The 17,860-nt window shown below is 68.1% G+C and carries 19 protein-coding genes; 8 read left to right on the forward strand and 11 right to left on the reverse strand.

Translation table 11 applies throughout. From position 1 onward, the window contains the following. Positions 1-29: 29 nt before the first annotated feature. Together PMI02_RS19795 and PMI02_RS19800 are read right to left on the reverse strand one after the other, a co-directional pair. Positions 30-998 carry a quinone oxidoreductase gene (locus tag PMI02_RS19795; protein WP_007686209.1) on the reverse strand — a complete coding sequence of 323 codons (969 nt, stop codon included), beginning with the start codon at positions 996-998 and terminating at the stop codon, positions 30-32. Positions 999-1,003: 5 nt separating this feature from the next. Then, positions 1,004-1,702, reverse strand: a complete 699-nt coding sequence (locus PMI02_RS19800; RefSeq protein WP_007686211.1) for a dienelactone hydrolase family protein — start codon at positions 1,700-1,702, stop codon at positions 1,004-1,006. A 111-nt stretch (positions 1,703-1,813) separates the two neighbouring features. Between PMI02_RS19800 and PMI02_RS19805 the strand changes: the two genes are divergently transcribed. From PMI02_RS19805 to PMI02_RS19830, 6 genes are all read left to right on the forward strand, one after another. After that, positions 1,814-2,080, forward strand: coding sequence for a DUF6489 family protein (locus tag PMI02_RS19805; RefSeq protein WP_007686212.1), 267 nt, complete (start codon positions 1,814-1,816; stop codon positions 2,078-2,080). A gap of 40 nt (positions 2,081-2,120) precedes the next feature. Continuing rightward, entirely contained in the window at positions 2,121-3,395 is a 1,275-nt protein-coding gene (gene mnmE / locus PMI02_RS19810) for a tRNA uridine-5-carboxymethylaminomethyl(34) synthesis GTPase MnmE (protein WP_007686213.1), read from the forward strand. Between the two features lie 83 nt (positions 3,396-3,478). Further along, positions 3,479-5,326: a tRNA uridine-5-carboxymethylaminomethyl(34) synthesis enzyme MnmG gene (gene mnmG, locus PMI02_RS19815; RefSeq protein WP_007686214.1), complete on the forward strand. Its 1,848-nt coding sequence runs from the start codon at positions 3,479-3,481 to the stop codon at positions 5,324-5,326. After that, entirely contained in the window at positions 5,323-6,009 is a 687-nt protein-coding gene (rsmG, locus tag PMI02_RS19820; protein ID WP_007686215.1) for a 16S rRNA (guanine(527)-N(7))-methyltransferase RsmG, read from the forward strand. Before mnmG ends, rsmG begins: the two co-directional genes overlap by 4 nt. Then, entirely contained in the window at positions 6,006-6,785 is a 780-nt protein-coding gene (locus PMI02_RS19825; protein WP_007686216.1) for a ParA family protein, read from the forward strand. Before rsmG ends, PMI02_RS19825 begins: the two co-directional genes overlap by 4 nt. Next, positions 6,782-7,747, forward strand: a complete 966-nt coding sequence (locus PMI02_RS19830; protein WP_007686217.1) for a ParB/RepB/Spo0J family partition protein — start codon at positions 6,782-6,784, stop codon at positions 7,745-7,747. The genes PMI02_RS19825 and PMI02_RS19830 overlap by 4 nt, the downstream gene beginning before the upstream one ends. A gap of 69 nt (positions 7,748-7,816) precedes the next feature. Here the strand turns inward: PMI02_RS19830 and PMI02_RS19835 are convergent, their stop codons facing one another. Together PMI02_RS19835 and PMI02_RS19840 are read right to left on the reverse strand one after the other, a co-directional pair. Beyond that, positions 7,817-8,509, reverse strand: coding sequence for a glycine zipper 2TM domain-containing protein (locus PMI02_RS19835; RefSeq protein ID WP_007686218.1), 693 nt, complete (start codon positions 8,507-8,509; stop codon positions 7,817-7,819). 138 nt (positions 8,510-8,647) lie between these two features. Continuing rightward, positions 8,648-9,130: a GAF domain-containing protein gene (locus PMI02_RS19840; RefSeq protein ID WP_007686219.1), complete on the reverse strand. Its 483-nt coding sequence runs from the start codon at positions 9,128-9,130 to the stop codon at positions 8,648-8,650. 124 nt (positions 9,131-9,254) lie between these two features. Between PMI02_RS19840 and PMI02_RS19845 the strand changes: the two genes are divergently transcribed. After that, entirely contained in the window at positions 9,255-10,733 is a 1,479-nt protein-coding gene (locus tag PMI02_RS19845) for a sorbosone dehydrogenase family protein (protein WP_007686221.1), read from the forward strand. A gap of 248 nt (positions 10,734-10,981) precedes the next feature. Here the strand turns inward: PMI02_RS19845 and PMI02_RS19850 are convergent, their stop codons facing one another. Then, positions 10,982-11,818: a DUF815 domain-containing protein gene (locus PMI02_RS19850; protein ID WP_007686223.1), complete on the reverse strand. Its 837-nt coding sequence runs from the start codon at positions 11,816-11,818 to the stop codon at positions 10,982-10,984. Positions 11,819-11,866: 48 nt separating this feature from the next. Here PMI02_RS19850 and PMI02_RS19855 point away from each other — a divergent pair, with 48 nt between their 5' ends. Beyond that, a complete protein-coding gene (locus PMI02_RS19855) occupies positions 11,867-12,814 on the forward strand; it encodes an L-threonylcarbamoyladenylate synthase (RefSeq protein ID WP_007686224.1) in 948 nt (315 codons plus the stop codon). A 22-nt stretch (positions 12,815-12,836) separates the two neighbouring features. On the opposite strand, the gene PMI02_RS19860 is transcribed toward PMI02_RS19855, so the two are convergent. From PMI02_RS19860 to PMI02_RS19885, 6 genes are all read right to left on the reverse strand, one after another. After that, on the reverse strand, positions 12,837-13,145 hold the full coding sequence (locus PMI02_RS19860) for a hypothetical protein (RefSeq protein WP_007686226.1): 309 nt from the start codon (positions 13,143-13,145) through the stop codon (positions 12,837-12,839). A gap of 145 nt (positions 13,146-13,290) precedes the next feature. Next, positions 13,291-13,827: a CarD family transcriptional regulator gene (locus PMI02_RS19865; protein ID WP_007686228.1), complete on the reverse strand. Its 537-nt coding sequence runs from the start codon at positions 13,825-13,827 to the stop codon at positions 13,291-13,293. A 351-nt stretch (positions 13,828-14,178) separates the two neighbouring features. Beyond that, a complete protein-coding gene (gene fdxA / locus PMI02_RS19870; RefSeq protein ID WP_007686230.1) occupies positions 14,179-14,517 on the reverse strand; it encodes a ferredoxin FdxA in 339 nt (112 codons plus the stop codon). A gap of 18 nt (positions 14,518-14,535) precedes the next feature. Further along, a complete protein-coding gene (locus PMI02_RS19875) occupies positions 14,536-14,829 on the reverse strand; it encodes an RNA-binding S4 domain-containing protein (RefSeq protein WP_007686231.1) in 294 nt (97 codons plus the stop codon). A 19-nt stretch (positions 14,830-14,848) separates the two neighbouring features. Then, on the reverse strand, positions 14,849-17,401 hold the full coding sequence (locus PMI02_RS19880; RefSeq protein WP_007686232.1) for a helicase-related protein: 2,553 nt from the start codon (positions 17,399-17,401) through the stop codon (positions 14,849-14,851). Between the two features lie 173 nt (positions 17,402-17,574). Continuing rightward, positions 17,575-17,860 (reverse strand): hypothetical protein (locus PMI02_RS19885; protein WP_036504671.1); only part of this gene is annotated, 286 nt, incomplete at its 5' end.

Consider the following 17,860-nt stretch of genomic DNA (forward strand, 5'->3'; position numbering starts at 1 on the left):
GGGCCCTTTTTCTTGAATGTCATCGGATGTCAGGGCAGCAGTACCGTAGACCCGGTCGTCGCCCGGCTCTCCAGCGCCCGGTGCGCCTCAGCCGCATCTGCCAGCGGAAAGGTCTGCCCGATCTTCGGCTGCAGGACACCCGATGCGATCCGGTCGAACAGCTTCGACGCACTGCTTGCCAGCATTTCAGGCGTGGCGATGTAATCGGCCAGGGTAGGCCGCGTGAGGTAGATCGAGCCCGCGCGCATCAGGTCCAGAACCGCGATCGGTGGCACCGCGCCCGAGGCATTGCCATAGCTTACCATCATGCCGCGCCTGGCGAGGCAGGCGAGGGAGGCGTCCCAGGTCGCCGCGCCCACGCCGTCGTAGACGACATGGCACATGGCCCCGCCGGTGATTTCGCGCACGGCGGCGGGGAGGTCCTCGAACGAGCACGAGAGCGAATGTTCGCCCGGAACCTGCGCCGCCTTTTCCGGCGATCCCGAGTGGGCGATCACCGTCACGCCCTTGTCGAGCAGCCAGGGAACCAGCAGCGAGCCGACCCCGCCCGCCGCCGAATGGACGAGCGCGATCTGGCCGGCCTTGGCGGGGAAGGTGTCCTCGGCCAAGTAGCAGGCCGTCAGGCCCTTCAGCATGACGGCAGCGGCGATCTCGGATGCGATGGCTTCGGGGATGCGCATGGCCTTGGCGGCGGGAATCACGCGGTGGGTGGCATAGGCGCCGCCGTTCTGCGTGGTGCCGACGCGGGTCCCCACGGTTAGCCCGGTCACACCCTCACCGACTGCTACGATCCGGCCGACGCTTTCCGAGCCGAGGCTGATCGGCAGCGCGTCGGGGTAGAGGCCCTTGCGGTAGTAGGTGTCGATGAAGTTGAGACCGACGGCCTCGGTCTCGATCACCACCTCGCCGGCCCTGGGGGAGGGCACGGCGAAGTCCTCGCGCTCGATTACTTCGGGTCCGCCGTGGGCGCGGACGATCATGCGGTATGCGGTGGTCATGGCGCTCAGCCGATGTGCTCGGCGAAGAACGCTTCGGTGCGGCCATCCGCCAGCTCTGCGCCCGCCTCGTCGCGCCGTGCGCCAATCTCGGCGGCGAAGCCGTGGTCAAGACCCTCGTAATCGTAGAGGGTGACGCGCGGGTGGTCGTCGAGACCTTCGTGCATGGCATTGCGCGCGGCTTCATCCACGAAGTGATCGGCGGTGGGAATGTGCAGCATGAGGGGGCGCGCGATCGCGTGCTTCTCGTTCAGCATCTGGTCGATCATCACGCCGTAGTAGCCGACCGAGGCATCGATGTCGGTGCGCGCGGCGACCATGTAGGCGATGCGTCCGCCCATGCAGAAGCCGACCAGGCCGACCTTGGCGACGCCCGCCTCGCGGCGGATCCAGTGGATCACGGCCTCGAGGTCGCGGATGCCGAGGTCGAAGTCGTGCGCCATCATGGCATCAATCGCCTGCTTGAACTCTCCCTCGTCATAGGGGCTGAGTTCGATGCCGGGCTTCTGGCGCCAGAAGGTGTCAGGCGCAACGGCGAGGTAGCCCTTGCTCGCCCAGTCGTCGGCCTTCTTGCGAATGCCCGCGTCCACGCCGAAGATCTCCTGCTGGACGATGATCGCGCCGCGCGGTGTACCCTCGGGACGGGCCACGTAAGCGGGGATCATGCCGTCGTTGTCGAGCGTCGGGATTTCGGTGTTGGTGGACATCAGGGACTCCTGTTGCAGGCCGGATCGGTTGCCGCGAGTTAGGCACTTGCAATGGACTTTGCCAAGCGCATGTGTCAGCTAGGTGGCGAAAATCCAACGGGAGGACCGCTGATGAAGGTCAATGTCGAGGTCGAATGCTCCCCGGAGGAAGCCCGCCGTTTTCTCGGCCTGCCGGACGTTACGCGCGCCAACGACGTCTACGTCGATGCGCTGACCAACGCGATGAAGGGCACGGGCAATTTCGACCAGCTCAACGAGCTGACCAAGCAGATCGCGCCGATGGGCCAGTTCGGCCTCAAGCTGTTCCAGCAGTTCATCGACAACGGGGTGGCCATGGGCATGGGCGGCTCGGGCAAGCCCAAGAAAGACGGCGAGTAGCCGATCCAGCGGCTTTCCGGATAGGCTAGCCTCCATTGCCATGAACGACACGATCTTCGCACTTTCCAGCGGCTCGCCGCCTGCCGCCATCGCCGTCGTGCGCCTGAGCGGGCCGCAGGCCGGGGCCGCGCTGGAGGCCCTCTGCGGGCTCCCCGAACCGCGCCGCGCCAGCTATCGGACCTTGCGTGTTTCACGTGAAACAGTGCTCGACCGCGCGCTCGTCCTGTGGTTTCCGGGCCCCCGGACCGCGACCGGCGAGGACCTCGTCGAACTGCACCTACACGGCGGTAGAGCAGTCGTAGCCGCCACCGAACGTGCCCTCGGTGACCTGCCCGGCCTGCGCCGCGCTACGCCGGGCGAATTCACCCGCCGTGCCTTCGCGAATGGCCGGATCGACCTTGCCGAAGCCGAAGGGCTGGCCGACCTGCTTTCCGCCGAAACCGAACTGCAGCGCCGCAGTGCCATCGCCATGGCCGGCGGAGTGTTCTCCGCCCAGGTCGAGGACTGGCGCGAGCGGGCGCTGGTCGCTTCGGCGGCGGTCGAGGCCGTGCTGGACTTCAGCGACGAGGACGACGTTTCCGATCTTCCTCCCGACTTCGCCGAGCGGCTTCGTGTGCTTGGCGCCGAGCTTTCGGACTGGCTGTCCCGTCCCCGCGCCGAGACCCTGCGCGAGGGGTACCGGGTCGTGCTCGCCGGGCCGCCCAATGCGGGCAAAAGCACTTTGTTCAACGCGCTGGTCGAGGACGAGGCGGCGATCACCGCACCGCTCGCCGGCACAACGCGCGATGTGCTGACCCGCGCAGTCGCGATCGAGGGCGTGCCCTTCGTATTCGCCGATACCGCCGGGCTACGCGATGAGACCACCGACGCTATCGAGGCCATCGGCATCGACCGCGCCCTAGCCGCGCTGGAGCGGGCCGACCTCGTCCTGTGGCTGGGCGACGAAGGGCAAGGGCCAGGAAGCGCGTGGGAAATCTCCGCGCAGGTAGACCGCGCTGATGCCTCGGTGAAGGGCGAGGCGCGGCACCGCGTCTCGGCCATCACCGGCGAGGGGCTCGACGCACTGCGCCGCGATCTCGTCGAGACGGCGCGGCAGGCGATGCCACGACCGGGAGATGCCGCTCTGAATGCCCGCCAGCATGCGCTGCTGGCAGAGGCGGAACGTGCGCTCTTGTCCGCGCTGGCAGAGCGCGATCCACTGCTGGTCGCCGAGTGCCTGCGCCGGGTTCGCGTCGCGTTCGACGCCCTCGTCGGCCGGGCCACCACCGAAGATATGCTCGACGCGCTGTTCGGACGCTTCTGCATCGGAAAGTGAAACTCGATGTTTCACGTGAAACATCGTCCGGTTCGACGCATGGTGCTTTGACGCGAATCCCGCACTGCGGTAAAGGCGCGGCCATGCACTCCTTCGACATGATCGTGATCGGCGGCGGACACGCCGGCTGCGAGGCGGCAGCCGTCGCCGCGCGCATGGGCGCGCGCGTCGCTTTGGTCAGCTTCGATCTCGACGCGGTCGGCGCGATGAGCTGCAATCCGGCGATCGGCGGATTGGGCAAGGGCCACCTTGTTCGCGAGGTCGATGCCTTCGACGGGCTCATCGCGCGAGCCGCCGATGCCTCTGCGATTCACTACCGCATGCTCAACCGCTCGAAGGGCAGCGCCGTACAGGGTCCGCGCGTCCAGGCCGACCGCAAGCTGTTCAAGGCGGCGATCCACCGGCTGCTGGCGGAGCAGAGCGACCTGACGCTCGTCGCCGGAGAGGCCGCCGCGCTGGTGCTCGAAGGTGGCCGCGCGATCGGCGTAGACCTTGCCGATGGTACACGCCTCGATGCGCGTGCGGTGGTCCTGTGCACCGGCACCTTCCTCGGCGGCACGCTGTTCCGGGGCGAAGAGCGCCTGACGGGCGGCCGTATCGGCGAGGCTTCGGCCCAGCGCCTCGCGGCGCAAATGCGTGAGGCCAGCCTGCCGATGGCGCGCCTCAAGACCGGCACCCCGCCCCGCCTCGACGGCCGGACCATCGACTGGGCCAGGCTCGACGAGCAGCCCTCCGATGGCGAGGAGTGGACGATGTCCGCGATGGGGCAGGGCCGCAAGGTCCCGCAGGTGTTCTGCGCGATCACCCGCAGCAACCCGCGCAGCCACGACATCATCCGTGCGAACCTCCATCGCTCGCCGCTGTTCTCGGGCGCGATCGGCGCACAGGGGCCGCGCTACTGCCCCTCGATCGAGGACAAGATCCACCGCTTCGCCGACCGCGACGGCCACCAGATATTCCTCGAACCCGAAGGGCTCGATACGCCGCTGGTCTATCCGAACGGCATAAGCACCTCGCTCCCCGCCGACGTGCAGCTCGAAATGCTGCGCACCATGGAAGGGTTGGAGCAGGTCGAGATGGTCGTGCCGGGCTACGCTGTCGAGTACGATCACATCGACCCGCGCGCGCTGCGGACCAGCCTGGAACTGCGCGCGATCCCCGGCCTCTACTGCGCCGGCCAGATCAACGGCACCACCGGATATGAGGAAGCCGCCGCGCAGGGGCTGGGCGCGGGCATGAACGCCGCCGCCGCTGTTCTCGGCCGCGAAGCGCCGCCGCTAGACCGTGCCAACAGCTACATGGCGGTGATGATCGACGACCTGACCTTGCACGGCGTCAGCGAGCCTTACCGCATGCTCACCGCCCGCGCCGAATACCGGCTGCGGCTACGGGCGAACAACGCGTCGACCCGGTTGACCCCGTTGGCGATCGAGGCGGGCACTGTCGGGGCTGAACGGCGCGAGTGGTTCGCCCGGCGCGAGCAGGCGAAGGCCGCCTTGTCGGAAGCGATGGACCGGACCATCCCGGCGACCGAACTGGCCGCCGCCGGTCTCCCCGTCCGCTCCGACGCGGGCCGCCTGCCGCTGCGCGAATGGCTGCGCTTCGGCGGGGTGGGCATTTCCGGCCTCTCGCCCTGGATCGACCCGGGCCTGCGCGAAGACGCGGCGCTCGTCGACGAGATGGCCGAAGACGCCGCCTATGCGCCTTACCTCGAACGGCAGGAGCGCGAACTGCGCGACCTTCGCGCCAGCGAGGCGCTGCCGCTGGGCGACGGGTTCCCCTATGACCGGATCGCCGGCCTCTCGCGAGAGATGGTCGAGCGGCTGAGCCGCGCGCAGCCTGCGACTCTCGCTGCGGCAGGGCGGCTCCCCGGCATCACTCCGGCGGCTCTTGCCGCGCTCCTCGTCCATGCCCGCAGGGAGGCCGCGTGATCACGACCCCAGAAGTGCCTATTTCGGAAGTTCCCGGCCAGGATGTGCCGACGGAAGAGTGGGCCCGCGACTGGCTGCGCGCGCTGCCCGGATGCGACGACGCGGCAATGGACCGGCTGGCGGTGCTGGTGGACATGCTGCGCGAGGAGAACCAGAGGCAGAATCTCGTTTCCGCGCGGAGCCTCGATCAGGTCTGGCTGCGCCACATCGTCGACAGCGCACAGCTGCTGCCGCATGTTCCACGTGAAACAACTTTGCCATGGCTCGACCTCGGCACCGGGGCGGGCTTCCCCGGCCTTGTCGTCGCGGCGCTGCGACCAGACCATGAAGTTCTCATGGTCGAGTCGCGCGCGCGGCGTATCGAGTGGCTCGAGCGGGCGCGAATCGCGATGGGCCTGGAAAAGGCGCGTGTGATCGGCCAGCGACTCGAGCTCGTCGAATCGCAGCCGTGCGGTGTCATCTCCGCGCGTGCTTTCGCTCCTTTGGAGAAGCTGCTGGCATTATCTTCGCGATTTTCCACAAGTGACACGATCTGGCTGTTGCCGAAAGGGCAGTCGGCCAGCCAAGAATTGCAGGACCTTCGCAACTGGCGGCATGTGTTCCACGTGGAACAGTCTCTCACGGACCCGCAGGCAGGCGTCATTGTCGGCACGCTTGCCGGCGGGAAGGGTAAGAGCAGATGATCCGCATCGCCATTGCCAACCAGAAAGGCGGGGTCGGCAAGACGACCACCGCCATCAATGTCGCCACCGCGCTCGCCGCCACCGGTTGGCGGACGCTGCTGATCGACATCGATCCGCAGGGCAATGCCTCGACGGGGATCGGCGTTTCGGCGTCCGCGCGCAATGCCTCGTCCTACGACGTGCTGGTTGATGGCGTGCCGGTTTCGCAGTGCGTGATGCCGACCAAGATTCCCGGCCTCGACCTGTTGGCCGCTACGGTGGACCTGTCCGGCGCCGAGGTGGAGCTGGTGAACGGTGAGGACCGCGCGCACCGGCTGCAGCGCGCACTGCGTGCTCCGGACCTGCCCTATGACGTCTGCCTGATCGACTGCCCGCCTTCGCTGGGCCTGCTGACGCTGAATGCGCTCACCGCCGCCGATACCCTGCTGGTGCCGCTGCAGTGCGAGTTCTTCGCGCTGGAAGGTCTGAGTCAGTTGCTTACCACGGTGGAGCGGGTGCAGCAGCGCTTCAACCCGGACCTCGGCATCATCGGCATCGCGCTGACCATGTTCGATCGGCGCAATCGCCTTACCGAGCAGGTGTCCGAGGACGTGCGCTCCTGCCTCGGCCAGCTGATCTTCGAGACCACCATTCCGCGCAACGTGCGCCTGTCGGAAGCGCCGAGCCACGGTGTTCCGGCGCTCATCTACGATCATGCCTGCGCCGGCAGCCGCGCCTACATGGCGCTCGCCCGCGAGCTGATCACCAGGCTGCCCGAAAAGAGGAAAGCGGCATGAACGACGACTCCATTGTCCGCCTGAGCGTGAACCCGGCGCCGGCCCGCCAGAAGCCCAAGGGCCTCGGCCGCGGCCTCGGCGCGCTGCTGGGCGAGACCCGGCGCGAGGAGCCGGTGGCGCAGCCGGGCGAGGGTGGTGGCAGCACCGGCTGGGCTTCGCGGGGCGGGCTCGCCGTGCTTGCGATCGCCGACATCCAGCCCGACCCGCAGCAGCCGCGCCGCGTGTTCGAGGAAGCCGCGCTCGAGGAGCTGGCCGCGTCGATCGCCCAGCGCGGTGTTATACAGCCAATCATCGTGCGCCCGCTCGACAACGGGCGTTTCCAGCTCGTCGCCGGTGAGCGCCGCTGGCGCGCCGCGCAGAAGGCGCAGCTTCACGAGATTCCGGCGCTGGTGCGCGAGCTGACCGACCGCGAGGTCATGGCGCTGGCGCTGATCGAGAACCTCCAGCGCGAGGACCTCAACCCGATCGAGGAGGCGCGCGCCTACAATCGCCTGTCCGAACTGGAAGGCATGACCCAGGCCGAGATCGCCCGCATGGTCGACAAGAGCCGCAGCCATGTCGCCAATTTCCAGCGCCTGCTCGCGCTGCCCGACGGTGTCATCACGCTCGTCGAGAAGGGCGAATTGTCGATGGGCCACGCCCGCGCGCTGATCGGCTGCGACGGGGCGGAGGACATTGCCGAGGCGGCCGTTTCCAAGCAGATGTCGGTACGCGAGATCGAGAAGCTCGTACGCAAGAAGCAGCGCGGCGACACCGCCCCGCGTCGTCCTCGCACCGCGCGCGAGGGCAGCACGCCGAATGCCGACATCGCCGCCGTGCAGAACCATCTCGAGGAATTCCTCGGGCTGCCGGTCAAGATCGATTCCAACGCCGACCTGGCCTCGGGCACGGTGACGATCCGCTACTCGACGCTCGACCAACTCGATCTGATCTGCCAGCGGCTCACCGGCGGGGCGATCTAAAGCGGCAGATCACCCCGTCCGTTCGTGCCGAGCGAAGGGTGTATTGATGACTTGGCCTGGCTGGTCGCCTTACTTCGTCGGCATCAGCTTGACGCGCTTGTCCGGCACGACCTTGCTGCGGCGAGGAATGACGCGGCGGGCAGGGCGGACGGGCACGTCCTCGTAGACGTATTCGACCGTCTCGACGCAGTTCGGCTGGGCCTGTTGGACCGGGACCATCATCATAGGCTGCCCCTGGTAGCCATAGCCCGGCGCGGGGTAGTAGGCCTGCTGCTGCTGCTGCTGCGGATAGCCGCCGTAGACAGGGCCGCCCGGATAGGCCGGCTGCTGGCTGTAGCCCGCATAGTAGTCGTCGAGGTAGGCCTCGCATTCGTCGCGGTTGCGGCCGTTGTCCTCGGTCTTGTCGATCACCGCGCCGGCCGCTGCACCGACGGCGGCTCCGGCGAGCGTGCCGACCGTGCGGTTGCCGTGCCCGGCGATGCGATTGCCCGCGACGCCGCCGACGAGTCCGCCGATCACCGCGCCGCCGACGCCCGAATCGCGCGAGGACAGGCGCTGGCGGCAATCGGCCAGCCAGGCATCGCGCGCATCGCCGCCATATCCATTACTGCTGTGGGGCGGGGTGTATTCGCGGGTCGGATAGCCGCCATCGGCATAGTCGTCGCTGGCGTAGTCCGCTCCGGCATAGTCTGCCTGGGCGAGTACCGGGCTGGCGACGAGTGAGAGTACCGCAAAGCCGGCGGCACGGAGATGGAGGCGCATGGGAAGACCTTTTCGCGACCGGGAGGTTAGTCCCATCAGTTAACGCGAGATTTAGCATCCTGTTGCGCGGAAAACCAAGCTTCTTGCGGAGTTAGCTATGGGGTGTCCCGATCTGGTGCAATGAGTCCCGGCAGGGCCTCAGATCGCCAGCGAAGCGACCTGCGCGATCAGCTGCATGCCCGCCGCATCCTCGTCGTCGAAGCGGCCCGCGGTGGGGCTGTCGAGGTCGATCACGGCGATCACGCGGCCATCGCGCAGCACTGGGACGACCAGCTCCGAGCGGCTGTCCGCGTCGCAGGCGATGTGGCCGGGGAAGGCGTGGACGTCCGGCACCACCTGAGTCGATCCCAGCGCGGCGGCAGTGCCGCAGACGCCGACGCCGAAGGGGATGCGGATGCACGCGGGCTTGCCCATGAAGGGACCCAGCACCAGCTCGTCGCCGATCGCGCGGTAGAATCCGGCCCAGTTGAGGTCCGGCACCAGTTGCCAGATGACCGCCGAGATGTTCGCCATGTTGGCGACAGGGTCGGGCTCGCCCTGCACCAGCGCATCGGCCGCGCGGGCGAGGGCGCTGTAGAGTTCGGGCTTGGGAAGGTCTGCGTAAGCGGCAAAGTCGTACATGATGGATCCATCTGAAAACCCGCCGAGGGCGGATTTCGCGGCGTGGGCCGGTGCCGCACTACAAACGACCCGTTAGCGCAACTCTCTGTTGTCGGCTAGGCGGCGTCCGCCTATCTCGTTGTCCATGCACCCGATCGTCAAGAAGACCGCCATCGCCTCCACCGTGATTGTCCTGGCTGCCGCCGGGCTGGTCTACTGGGGACTGCACGCCAACAGCTCCGACCTGCCGAGCGACGCCACGGCAGGCCGCGATCCGCAGCTGGTCGACCCCGACCCGCAGTGGCTGCCCAGCATCGCGCTTGCCAAGCCGGTGGGCTGGGCGGCGGGAGAGGCGCCCAAGGCCGCCAAGGGACTGGCCGTCGCCCGCTTCGCCGAGGGTCTCGACCATCCCCGCACGATGCTGACGCTGCCCAACGGCGACGTGCTCGTCTCCGAAACCAATGCGCCTGCGGGGAACAAGCCGAGCGGCTTCGTCGGCACGGTCATGGGCCTGATGATGAGCCGCGTCGGCGCCGGCGATCCATCGCCCGACCGCATCGTCCTGCTGCGCGACGCCGACGGCGACGGCAAGGCGGAGCTCAAGACCACGCTGCGCACCGCCGACCTGCACTCCCCCTCGGGCCTCGCCTACCGCGACGGCAAGCTCTATGTCGCCAACCACGACAAGGTGCTCGAATTCGCCTTCACGCCCGGCCAGACCAAGCTGGAAGGCAAGCCGCTGCGCACGATGATGGACCTGCCGCCCGCCGGTAACCACTGGATGCGCAATCTCCTCCTGAGCGAGGACGGCAAGCACCTCTACGTCGCGGTCGGATCGGCCAGCAACATCGCCGATGGCGGCATGGAGGCTGAAGCGGGCCGTGCGATGATCTGGGAGATCGACGTCGACACCGCCCGCCGCCGCCAGTTCGCCGCGGGCATGCGCAACCCCAACGGCCTCGGCTGGAATCCCTCCACCGGAGAGATGTGGGCGACCGTGCAGGAGCGCGACATGCTCGGCCCTGACCTCGTGCCCGACTACCTCACCAACGTCCCGGTGGGCGCACAGTACGGCTGGCCCTGGGTCTACTGGAAGACCACCTTCGACGACCGCGTCCAATGGCCGATGCAGACCTACATGATCGAATATACCCGCAAGCCCGAATACGCGATGGGCGCCCACGTCTCGGTGCTGGGCCTGACCTTCGCGAACGGCGGCAACCGCATGGGCAAGGGCTATGAGAACGGCGTCTTCATCGCTCGCCATGGCTCGTGGAACCGCCGCCCGGCGGCGGGCTACGACGTCGTGTTCGTGCCCTTCGACGCCAACGGCAACCCGAAGGACGTGAAGCCGCAGCCGGTGCTCACGGGCTTCCTCAAGGACAATGGCGACACCCACGGCCGCCCGACCTGGGTCACCTGGGACAAGACCGGCGGGCTCCTCGTCAGCGACGACACCGCGGGCATCGTCTGGCGCGTGATTTCGCCGGGCGCGCAGCCCTCGGCGGCGATCAAGCCGGTCGTGACGGAGCACATGAAGCCGCTCGAGGAAATCAAGGACCCGACCGCGCCGAGCGAGCTGATGGGGGGCTTCCGGAAGGAGGCCGACAAGCTGCTGCCCTGATGGGTTGAAGGGCAGAGGGGGAAGACTGGGGCCGTTGCCCCAGACCCCTTTAGTCTTGTCGCCGCGCGCATGCAGATGCGCTGCGTGCGCATTTCCAGCGATAGGGATTCATAGCTTCCGGCGGTCTTTTTCCGATGACCGCCGGAGGCTATATCCTACCTAGTTTCAGATGGGTGAGCGACGACCCTGCGCGCGCAATGTCGATATTAATGGGGGTGCAGGGGGGCTTTGCTCCCCTGCCTCTTCCCTCAAATCGCTTTTCCGGCCCGGCCCGCCAGTTCATTCACATACTGCCACGCAACACGCCCCGACCGAGCCCCGCGCCGGCGCGACCATTCCAGAGCATCGCTCGGTTCCCACTCCAGCCCGAACTCGCCTGCATAGCCGCCGATGATCGCGAGGTAGGCGTCCTGGTCGCAGTTGTGGAAGCCCACCGAGAGTCCGAAGCGGTCGGCGAGGGCGAGTTTTTCGTCGACGAGGTCGCGCGGATTGATGGGGTCGTCCTGCTCGGCCATTGAGCGGCCGACGATGGCGCGGCGGTTGGAAGTGACGGCGAGGCGGACGTTGGCGGGGCGGGCCTCGACGCCGCCTTCGAGCCAGGATCGCAGGATGCGCGGGCCGGCGCCGTCGCCGTCCTCGAAGCCGAGGTCGTCGATGAAGACGAGGAAGGCGCGGTCGATTCTGCCCAGCGCGGCGAACAGCGCGGATACGCCCGCGAGGGCTTCCTGCGCGACCTGGACGAGGGCGATGCGGCCGGGATGGGCGGCGTCGGCGGCGCGGATGGCGGCGCGCAGGACGGCAGACTTGCCCATCCCGCGCGAGCCCCAGAGCAGCATGTCGTGCGCGGCGTGGCCGGCGGCGAGGCGCTCGACGTTGGTGACCACGCGCTCCTTCTGGTTGTCGATCCCGCGTAGCAGATCGAGCGCGGGGGCATCGAGGCGGTCCACGCCGCGCGCGGCGCTGCCGGTCCAGACGTAGGCCGGATGCGCGAGCCAGTCCGTCTGCGGCACGGCGGGCGGAGCAAGGCGCTCCAGCGCGTCGGCAATGCGGGCGAGGAGCTGAGCTTGGTCTTCGGGGCCGGTCATCGCGCGCTTTTCCTTGGCTTTCGTCGCGCGCGGCTATAGCGGCGGGGCATGGACCACGCCAGCAAACCCGTGATGCTCGACGACGGCCCGGACGGCATTTCCGCTGCCGCAGCGCTGCTGCGCGGCGGCGGGCTTGTCGCGGTGCCGACAGAGACCGTTTACGGGCTCGCGGCGCGCGCAGATCGGGACGAGTCCGTCGCAGCGATCTACCGCGCGAAGGGGCGGCCGAGCTTCAATCCGCTGATCGTGCATGTCGCCGACCTCGCCTCGGCGCAGGTGCTGGCTCATTTCGATGCGGAGGCGCTGAAGCTGGCCGAAGCGTTCTGGCCCGGCGCGCTGACCATGGTGCTGCCGCTGCGCGATGGCGCGCCGATCGCGGCTGCGGTGACGGCGGGGCTGCCGACATTGGCGCTGCGCTGTCCCGCGCATTCCGTGATGCGCGCGGTGATCGCCGAGACCGGCCTGCCGCTCGCTGCGCCCTCGGCCAATCGTAGCGGCGGGGTGAGCCCCACGGATGCGGCGCATGTCGTCGCCTCGCTCGGCGCTAACGTCGACGCGGTGATCGACGGCGGGCCGTGCGAGGCGGGACTGGAATCGACGATCGTCGCACTGCGGGGCGATGGGCGCTGGCAGGTGCTGCGCCCCGGCCCCATCACCGAGGCGCGGATCACGGCGGTGCTCGGCACGGCGAGCGAGCCAGTGACTTCCCAGGCAATCGAGGCGCCGGGGCAACTGGCCAGCCACTACGCGCCGGGCAAGCCGGTGCGGCTGGGAGCGACTGCGGCGGAAGCGGACGAATTCCATATCGGCTTCGGCGCGCTAGCGGGCGACGCCACGCTTTCAGCGTCCGGCGATCTCGCCGAGGCGGCGGCGCGGCTCTATGCGGTGCTGCACCAAGCGGCGGCGGCAGCGCAGCCGCGCATCGCGGTGGCGCCGATCCCGGAGGGCGATATCGGCACGGCCATCAACGACAGGCTAAGGCGCGCGGCGGCTTAGGCGGGAGCGATGGGGTTTGGCGCTAGTACCGGCGCGCAGCCTGGATATCGTCGTAATCGTCTCGCGCCATGTCGCAGGACTTTTCATCCCCGCCGCGGCATTCCTTGAGGTGCTTTTGGTAGCGGCGATCCAGCTTGCCGAGCTCTTCCTCCTGCTTGCGCACCTGCCGGCCGCGCTTTTCGTCGGCTTCGGACTGGCTGGTGGTGGTCCAGTCGACTGCCTTGCCGGCAACGCGCACGGGAGCGGTGACCACGCTGGCGACGGTGCTGACGCAGCCAGACAGCAGCGGCAGGGCGACAAGCGCAGCGAGGAGGGCAGGCTTTTGAATCATGCCCGACCTTCACACGGCGCGGATGACGACGCAATGAACGACCGCGCCGCTTCGGCGGAAATGCCGGCTAAATGGATGTGTATAAACGCGAAAGGCCGCCTCCTTGCGGAGACGGCCCTTGCAGTGTTTCACGTGAAACGCCGGATCAGGCGGCGGTTTCAGGAGCGTCGTAGTACTTGGGTGCATGCTCGTTGAGGATCGCGAGGATCTTCTTGAGCGCTGCAGGCTCGTCCGTCTTTTCCATGGCCGCGAGCTCGCGGGCCAGGCGCGACGAGGCAGCCTCGAAGATCTGGCGCTCCGAATAGCTCTGCTCGGGCTGGTCGTCGGCACGGAACAGGTCGCGGGTCACTTCGGCGATCGACACGAGGTCGCCGGAGTTGATCTTGGCTTCGTATTCCTGGGCGCGGCGCGACCACATGGTGCGCTTTACCTTGGGCTTGCCGGTAAGGGTCTGTAGTGCTTCGCGCAGGGTCTTGTCCGACGACAGCTTGCGCATGCCGATCGATTCGACCTTGTTGACGGGAACGCGCAACGTCATGCGCTCTTTTTCGAACCTCAGTACGTAAAGCTCGAGCTGCATCCCGGCAATTTCCTGCTTCTGCAACTCGATGACACGACCTACGCCGTGCTTGGGGTAAACGACGTAATCTCCAACATCGAAGGCATCGGCCCTGGTTGCCATGTATCGTCCTTTCACCTGCAGGGTTCCCGTTGTAGCGCATCGGAAGAGAACCGGGGGTGCGACTCCGAGGGCGCATAACGCCCTCCCGCCCGGTCAGATCACTCTCCCAACCGTCTGCTTTCGAACCCTGCCTCACAAATGAAGATGCCTGCCGAACGAGCGGAGGGCTCGGGCAGTTGGACGATTATATAGCACCGATATGGGAAAATTGCCAGAGCCGCGAAAACGTTTTCGTTTTGCGCATCCGGATTGGCCCCTAGGGGCCTGAAATGGCGCGTTTTCGAGCGAAAGCGCGCGCAGTCCGGCAGACCGGAACCCGGCGAATCCGGGTCCGGCCGACCTATCCGGAAATTAGTCGCCTTCGCCCGGTTCCGGCGAGAAGAACTTTTCGAACTTGTCCTCGACGCCCTTCATCTCGTCGGCGTCCTCGGGCGCTTCGCCCTTCGAGGTGATGTTGGGCCATTCCGCCGAATACTTGGCGTTCAGCTCCATCCACTGCTCGAGGCCGCTGTCGGTGTCGGGAAGGATCGCCTCGGCCGGGCACTCGGGCTCGCAGACGCCGCAGTCGATGCACTCGCTCGGGTTGATGACGAGCATGTTCTCGCCCTCGTAGAAGCAGTCCACGGGGCAGACTTCCACGCAGTCCATGTACTTGCACCTGATGCAGGCGTCGGTGACGACGTACGTCATGAGTGCGGCTTCCTTCCTTCAGGCGTCATTCGATTGGCGCGCTGCTATGGGAATAGGAGCCCCGCCGTCAAGCACTCTGTAGCAGGCTTGCGCTTCGCAGGAAGGTCCCCGGCGGGCGGGGAGGGAAAGGACTTCTATCACCCGGACTCCGGCAGCTATCGGCACCGTAAGCACATCGCCGGGAACGATCTTCGCGTGGGCGCGGTCGATCCGGCGACCGTTGAGGCGAATGTGCCCCTCCTCCGCCAGCGCCTGTGCGAGCGGGCGGGTCTTGGCGAGCCGCAGGAACCACAGGAGCTTGTCGACTCTCATGGCGCGCCAACCGCGGGCATTACCGCACCATGTCCGCCAGTGCGGCGAACGCGCCGTCGCGCCGCATCGGGGCGGATGTTTCGGCTTCGACCTGGCGGCGTGGCGGGCGCCAACGCCAGCGGACCGGGGCGGGCGGGCCATGGGCGGCCTCGGCGAGGGCGCGCGGCATCAGCGGCTGGAATCCGGCAAGGCGCAGCAGCCGGGCGTAACTTCCGGTGGTCAGCCCCATCGAGACGGCGCGGGCCGGGTCAAGCGCGAAGCCGGCGCGGCTGCGCTCGGCTCCGGCGCGGGCATCGTGAGCCTCGCGCAGCAGTTTCTCGGCCATGTCGAGCCGCAGCAGTTGCTTGCCGAGGTTGCGGTAGCCAAGCGGCGGGCGGCGGTTCGAGGCGGCCAAGGCAGGCGCCATCTGCGGCGCGGGCGCTTCGGCATCGGGCTTGCCGGCAATCCGCGCGAGCTGGCGCCACAGCTCGATCACCTGTGCACGCAGCATCGCCGGCACGAACAGGTCGAGCGTGCCGACGCGTACGCCAAGCCGCGTCAGCATCGTGCGGCGTCCCTTGTCGAGCCGGTCGACGCCGGTCTCCTCGCGCGGGGCCATGCCGCCGCGCTCTACCAGCGTGATGAGCAAGGCGCGCAGGTCCGGGCCGGTATCGGGTGCACGGCTCGCCTCGTCGAGCTTGCGCAAGGGGGCGAGGGGAGCGATCGCGGTGTCGAGCCAGGCTTCCAGCGCCGCGACAAGCGCCTTGCGCGAAGGAGCGGGCACGGCGTCGAGCGTGCGGTCGGGCACCAGGACCGGGGTGAGCAGCGACTTCCCGGGTGCAAGGCTCGCCAGCTTCTGGCCGTCCCAGACGAGCGCGCCGCCCTGCAGTGTGATGGCGGCAGATCCCTCGTGGAGGGCTTCGACCAGCGTATCCGCACGCTTCTGCAGGAGCGACGACAGGTGCTTTTCCGCCGCCGCCAGCAGCAGCTTGCGATCGGACAGGCGCGCGCCTGGATCGACCTGGAAGGCAAAGCCGCGCAGCGCGCCGATGTGTTCGCCTTCGACCAGCACTTCCTCGTCCTCGAGCCGGACCGAAAGCAGGCCGGCATCGGTGCCGAGCTTGCGCATCAGTACAGCGGTGCGGCGGTTGATGAAGCGTTCCGTTAGCTTGCTGTGGAGCGCGTCGGACAGCCGGGCCTCGACCGCGCGGGCGCGCGCCGCCATCTCGTCGCGGGCGAGGACCCAGTCGGGCCGCTGGCAGATGTAGGCCCACGAGCGGATCGCGGCGATGCGGCCCTGCAGGGTGTCGATGTCGCCGCCGGTGCGGTCGAGCTGGGCGATCTGCGCGGCCACGTAATCGGCGCCGAGTTCGCCCTGACGCAGGTCCTGCCACAGCCGAGCGACGAAGCGCGAGTGGGTCTCCACGCCCTGATGGCGGAAATCCGGCAGGCGGCAGACGTCCCAGAAGCGGCGGACCTGGCCCAGCCCGCGCACGGTGTCCGCCACTGGGCCCTCGTCCGCGAGGCGCTTGAGCACGGCGAGGTCGATCGCCTCGGGCGCGGGGGCGAGTTCGGGGCGCATCGGCGGGGTCTCGAGGTCGGCGATGAGCGTCGCGAGGCTGTCGAAGCGCGGTTCGGGCTCGCGCCAGAACAGCTTGGTCAGCGGGGCGAAACGGTGCTCCTCGATCGCGTAGATCTCTTCCGGATCGAACTCCGAATCGTGCCCGCCAGAACCGGTGAGCGTGCCGAAAGTGCCGTCCTTCTGGTGTCGCCCGGCGCGGCCGGCGATCTGCGCCATCTCGGGCGGGGTGAGGCGGCGATGGCGGCGCCCGTCGTACTTGGAGAGGCCCGCGAAGGCGACATGCTCGACATCGAGGTTGAGCCCCATGCCGATCGCGTCGGTGGCGACGAGATAGTCCACCTCGCCCGACTGGTAGAGCGCGACCTGGGCGTTGCGGGTCTGCGGGGAGAGCGCGCCCATCACCACCGCCGCGCCGCCCCGGAAACGGCGCAGCATCTCGGCGATGGCGTAGACCTGCTCGGATGAGAAGGCGACGATGGCGCTGCGCGGCGGCACGCGGCTCAGCTTCTTGGCGCCCGAGTGGGTCAGCGTGGAAAAGCGCGGGCGGGTGACGATCTCGACCCCGGGGACGAGCGCGCGGACCAGCGGCTCGGCGATCGAGGAGCCGAGGATCATCGTCTCCTCGCGGCCGCGTGCATGGAGCAGACGGTCGGTGAAGACGTGGCCGCGCTCGCGGTCGGCAGCGAGCTGCGCCTCGTCGATGGCGACGAAGGCCATCGAGCGCTCGGTCACCGGCATCGCCTCGGCCGTGCAGAGCAGGTAGCGCGCGTTCGGCGGCTCGATCCGCTCCTCGCCGGTGATGAGCGCGACGCTCTTCTCGCCCTTGATCTTAACCACGCGGTCGTAGACCTCGCGAGCCAGCAGGCGCAGCGGGAAGCCGATCATGCCGCTGGAATGGGCGCACATGCGCTCGATCGCGAGGTGGGTCTTGCCGGTGTTCGTCGGCCCGAGCACGGCCTTCACGCCGGTCGGGGCGTCGTTTCGTGCCGAGGCATTCCGGTCGTAGGCCATTGCCGGGAATGTGGCATCGCGGCTCGTCGCTCGCAAGAGTGGCCCCGCCGAAACCCCCCGCGCGAATCCACAATCTTAGGCGTGTCTTAACCTTGTAAGGGCATGGAATTGACGCAAGGCCGCTCTGGCGGATCAACCGGGTTGCACGAAGGACCGCGCGTTTGTTCAGGGCGCTAAGGCAGGAACGCACCGATCGCAGTGACGGTCGGGCGGACATTCGAGACGGAGCGGGCGCGCCGGAACTGGCGCTGCGACCGCATGAGCAGGTGCCCGCCGAGAAGCAGCGCGAGCCTTCCGTCGTGCTCGCATTCCCTTCGCCATTCGCCAAAATTCCAACCCCGACGATGGTGCCCGCCGAGCCGCGCGGAAAGCTGGCTGTCTATCGTGACGCGGTGGAGGCGTGGTGTGCCCGAGTCGACCTCGCGCCCGATCTGGCCGCCGATATCGGCAGGCGCACCC

The organism is Novosphingobium sp. AP12 (assembly GCF_000281975.1).
Taxonomy (GTDB): domain Bacteria; phylum Pseudomonadota; class Alphaproteobacteria; order Sphingomonadales; family Sphingomonadaceae; genus Novosphingobium.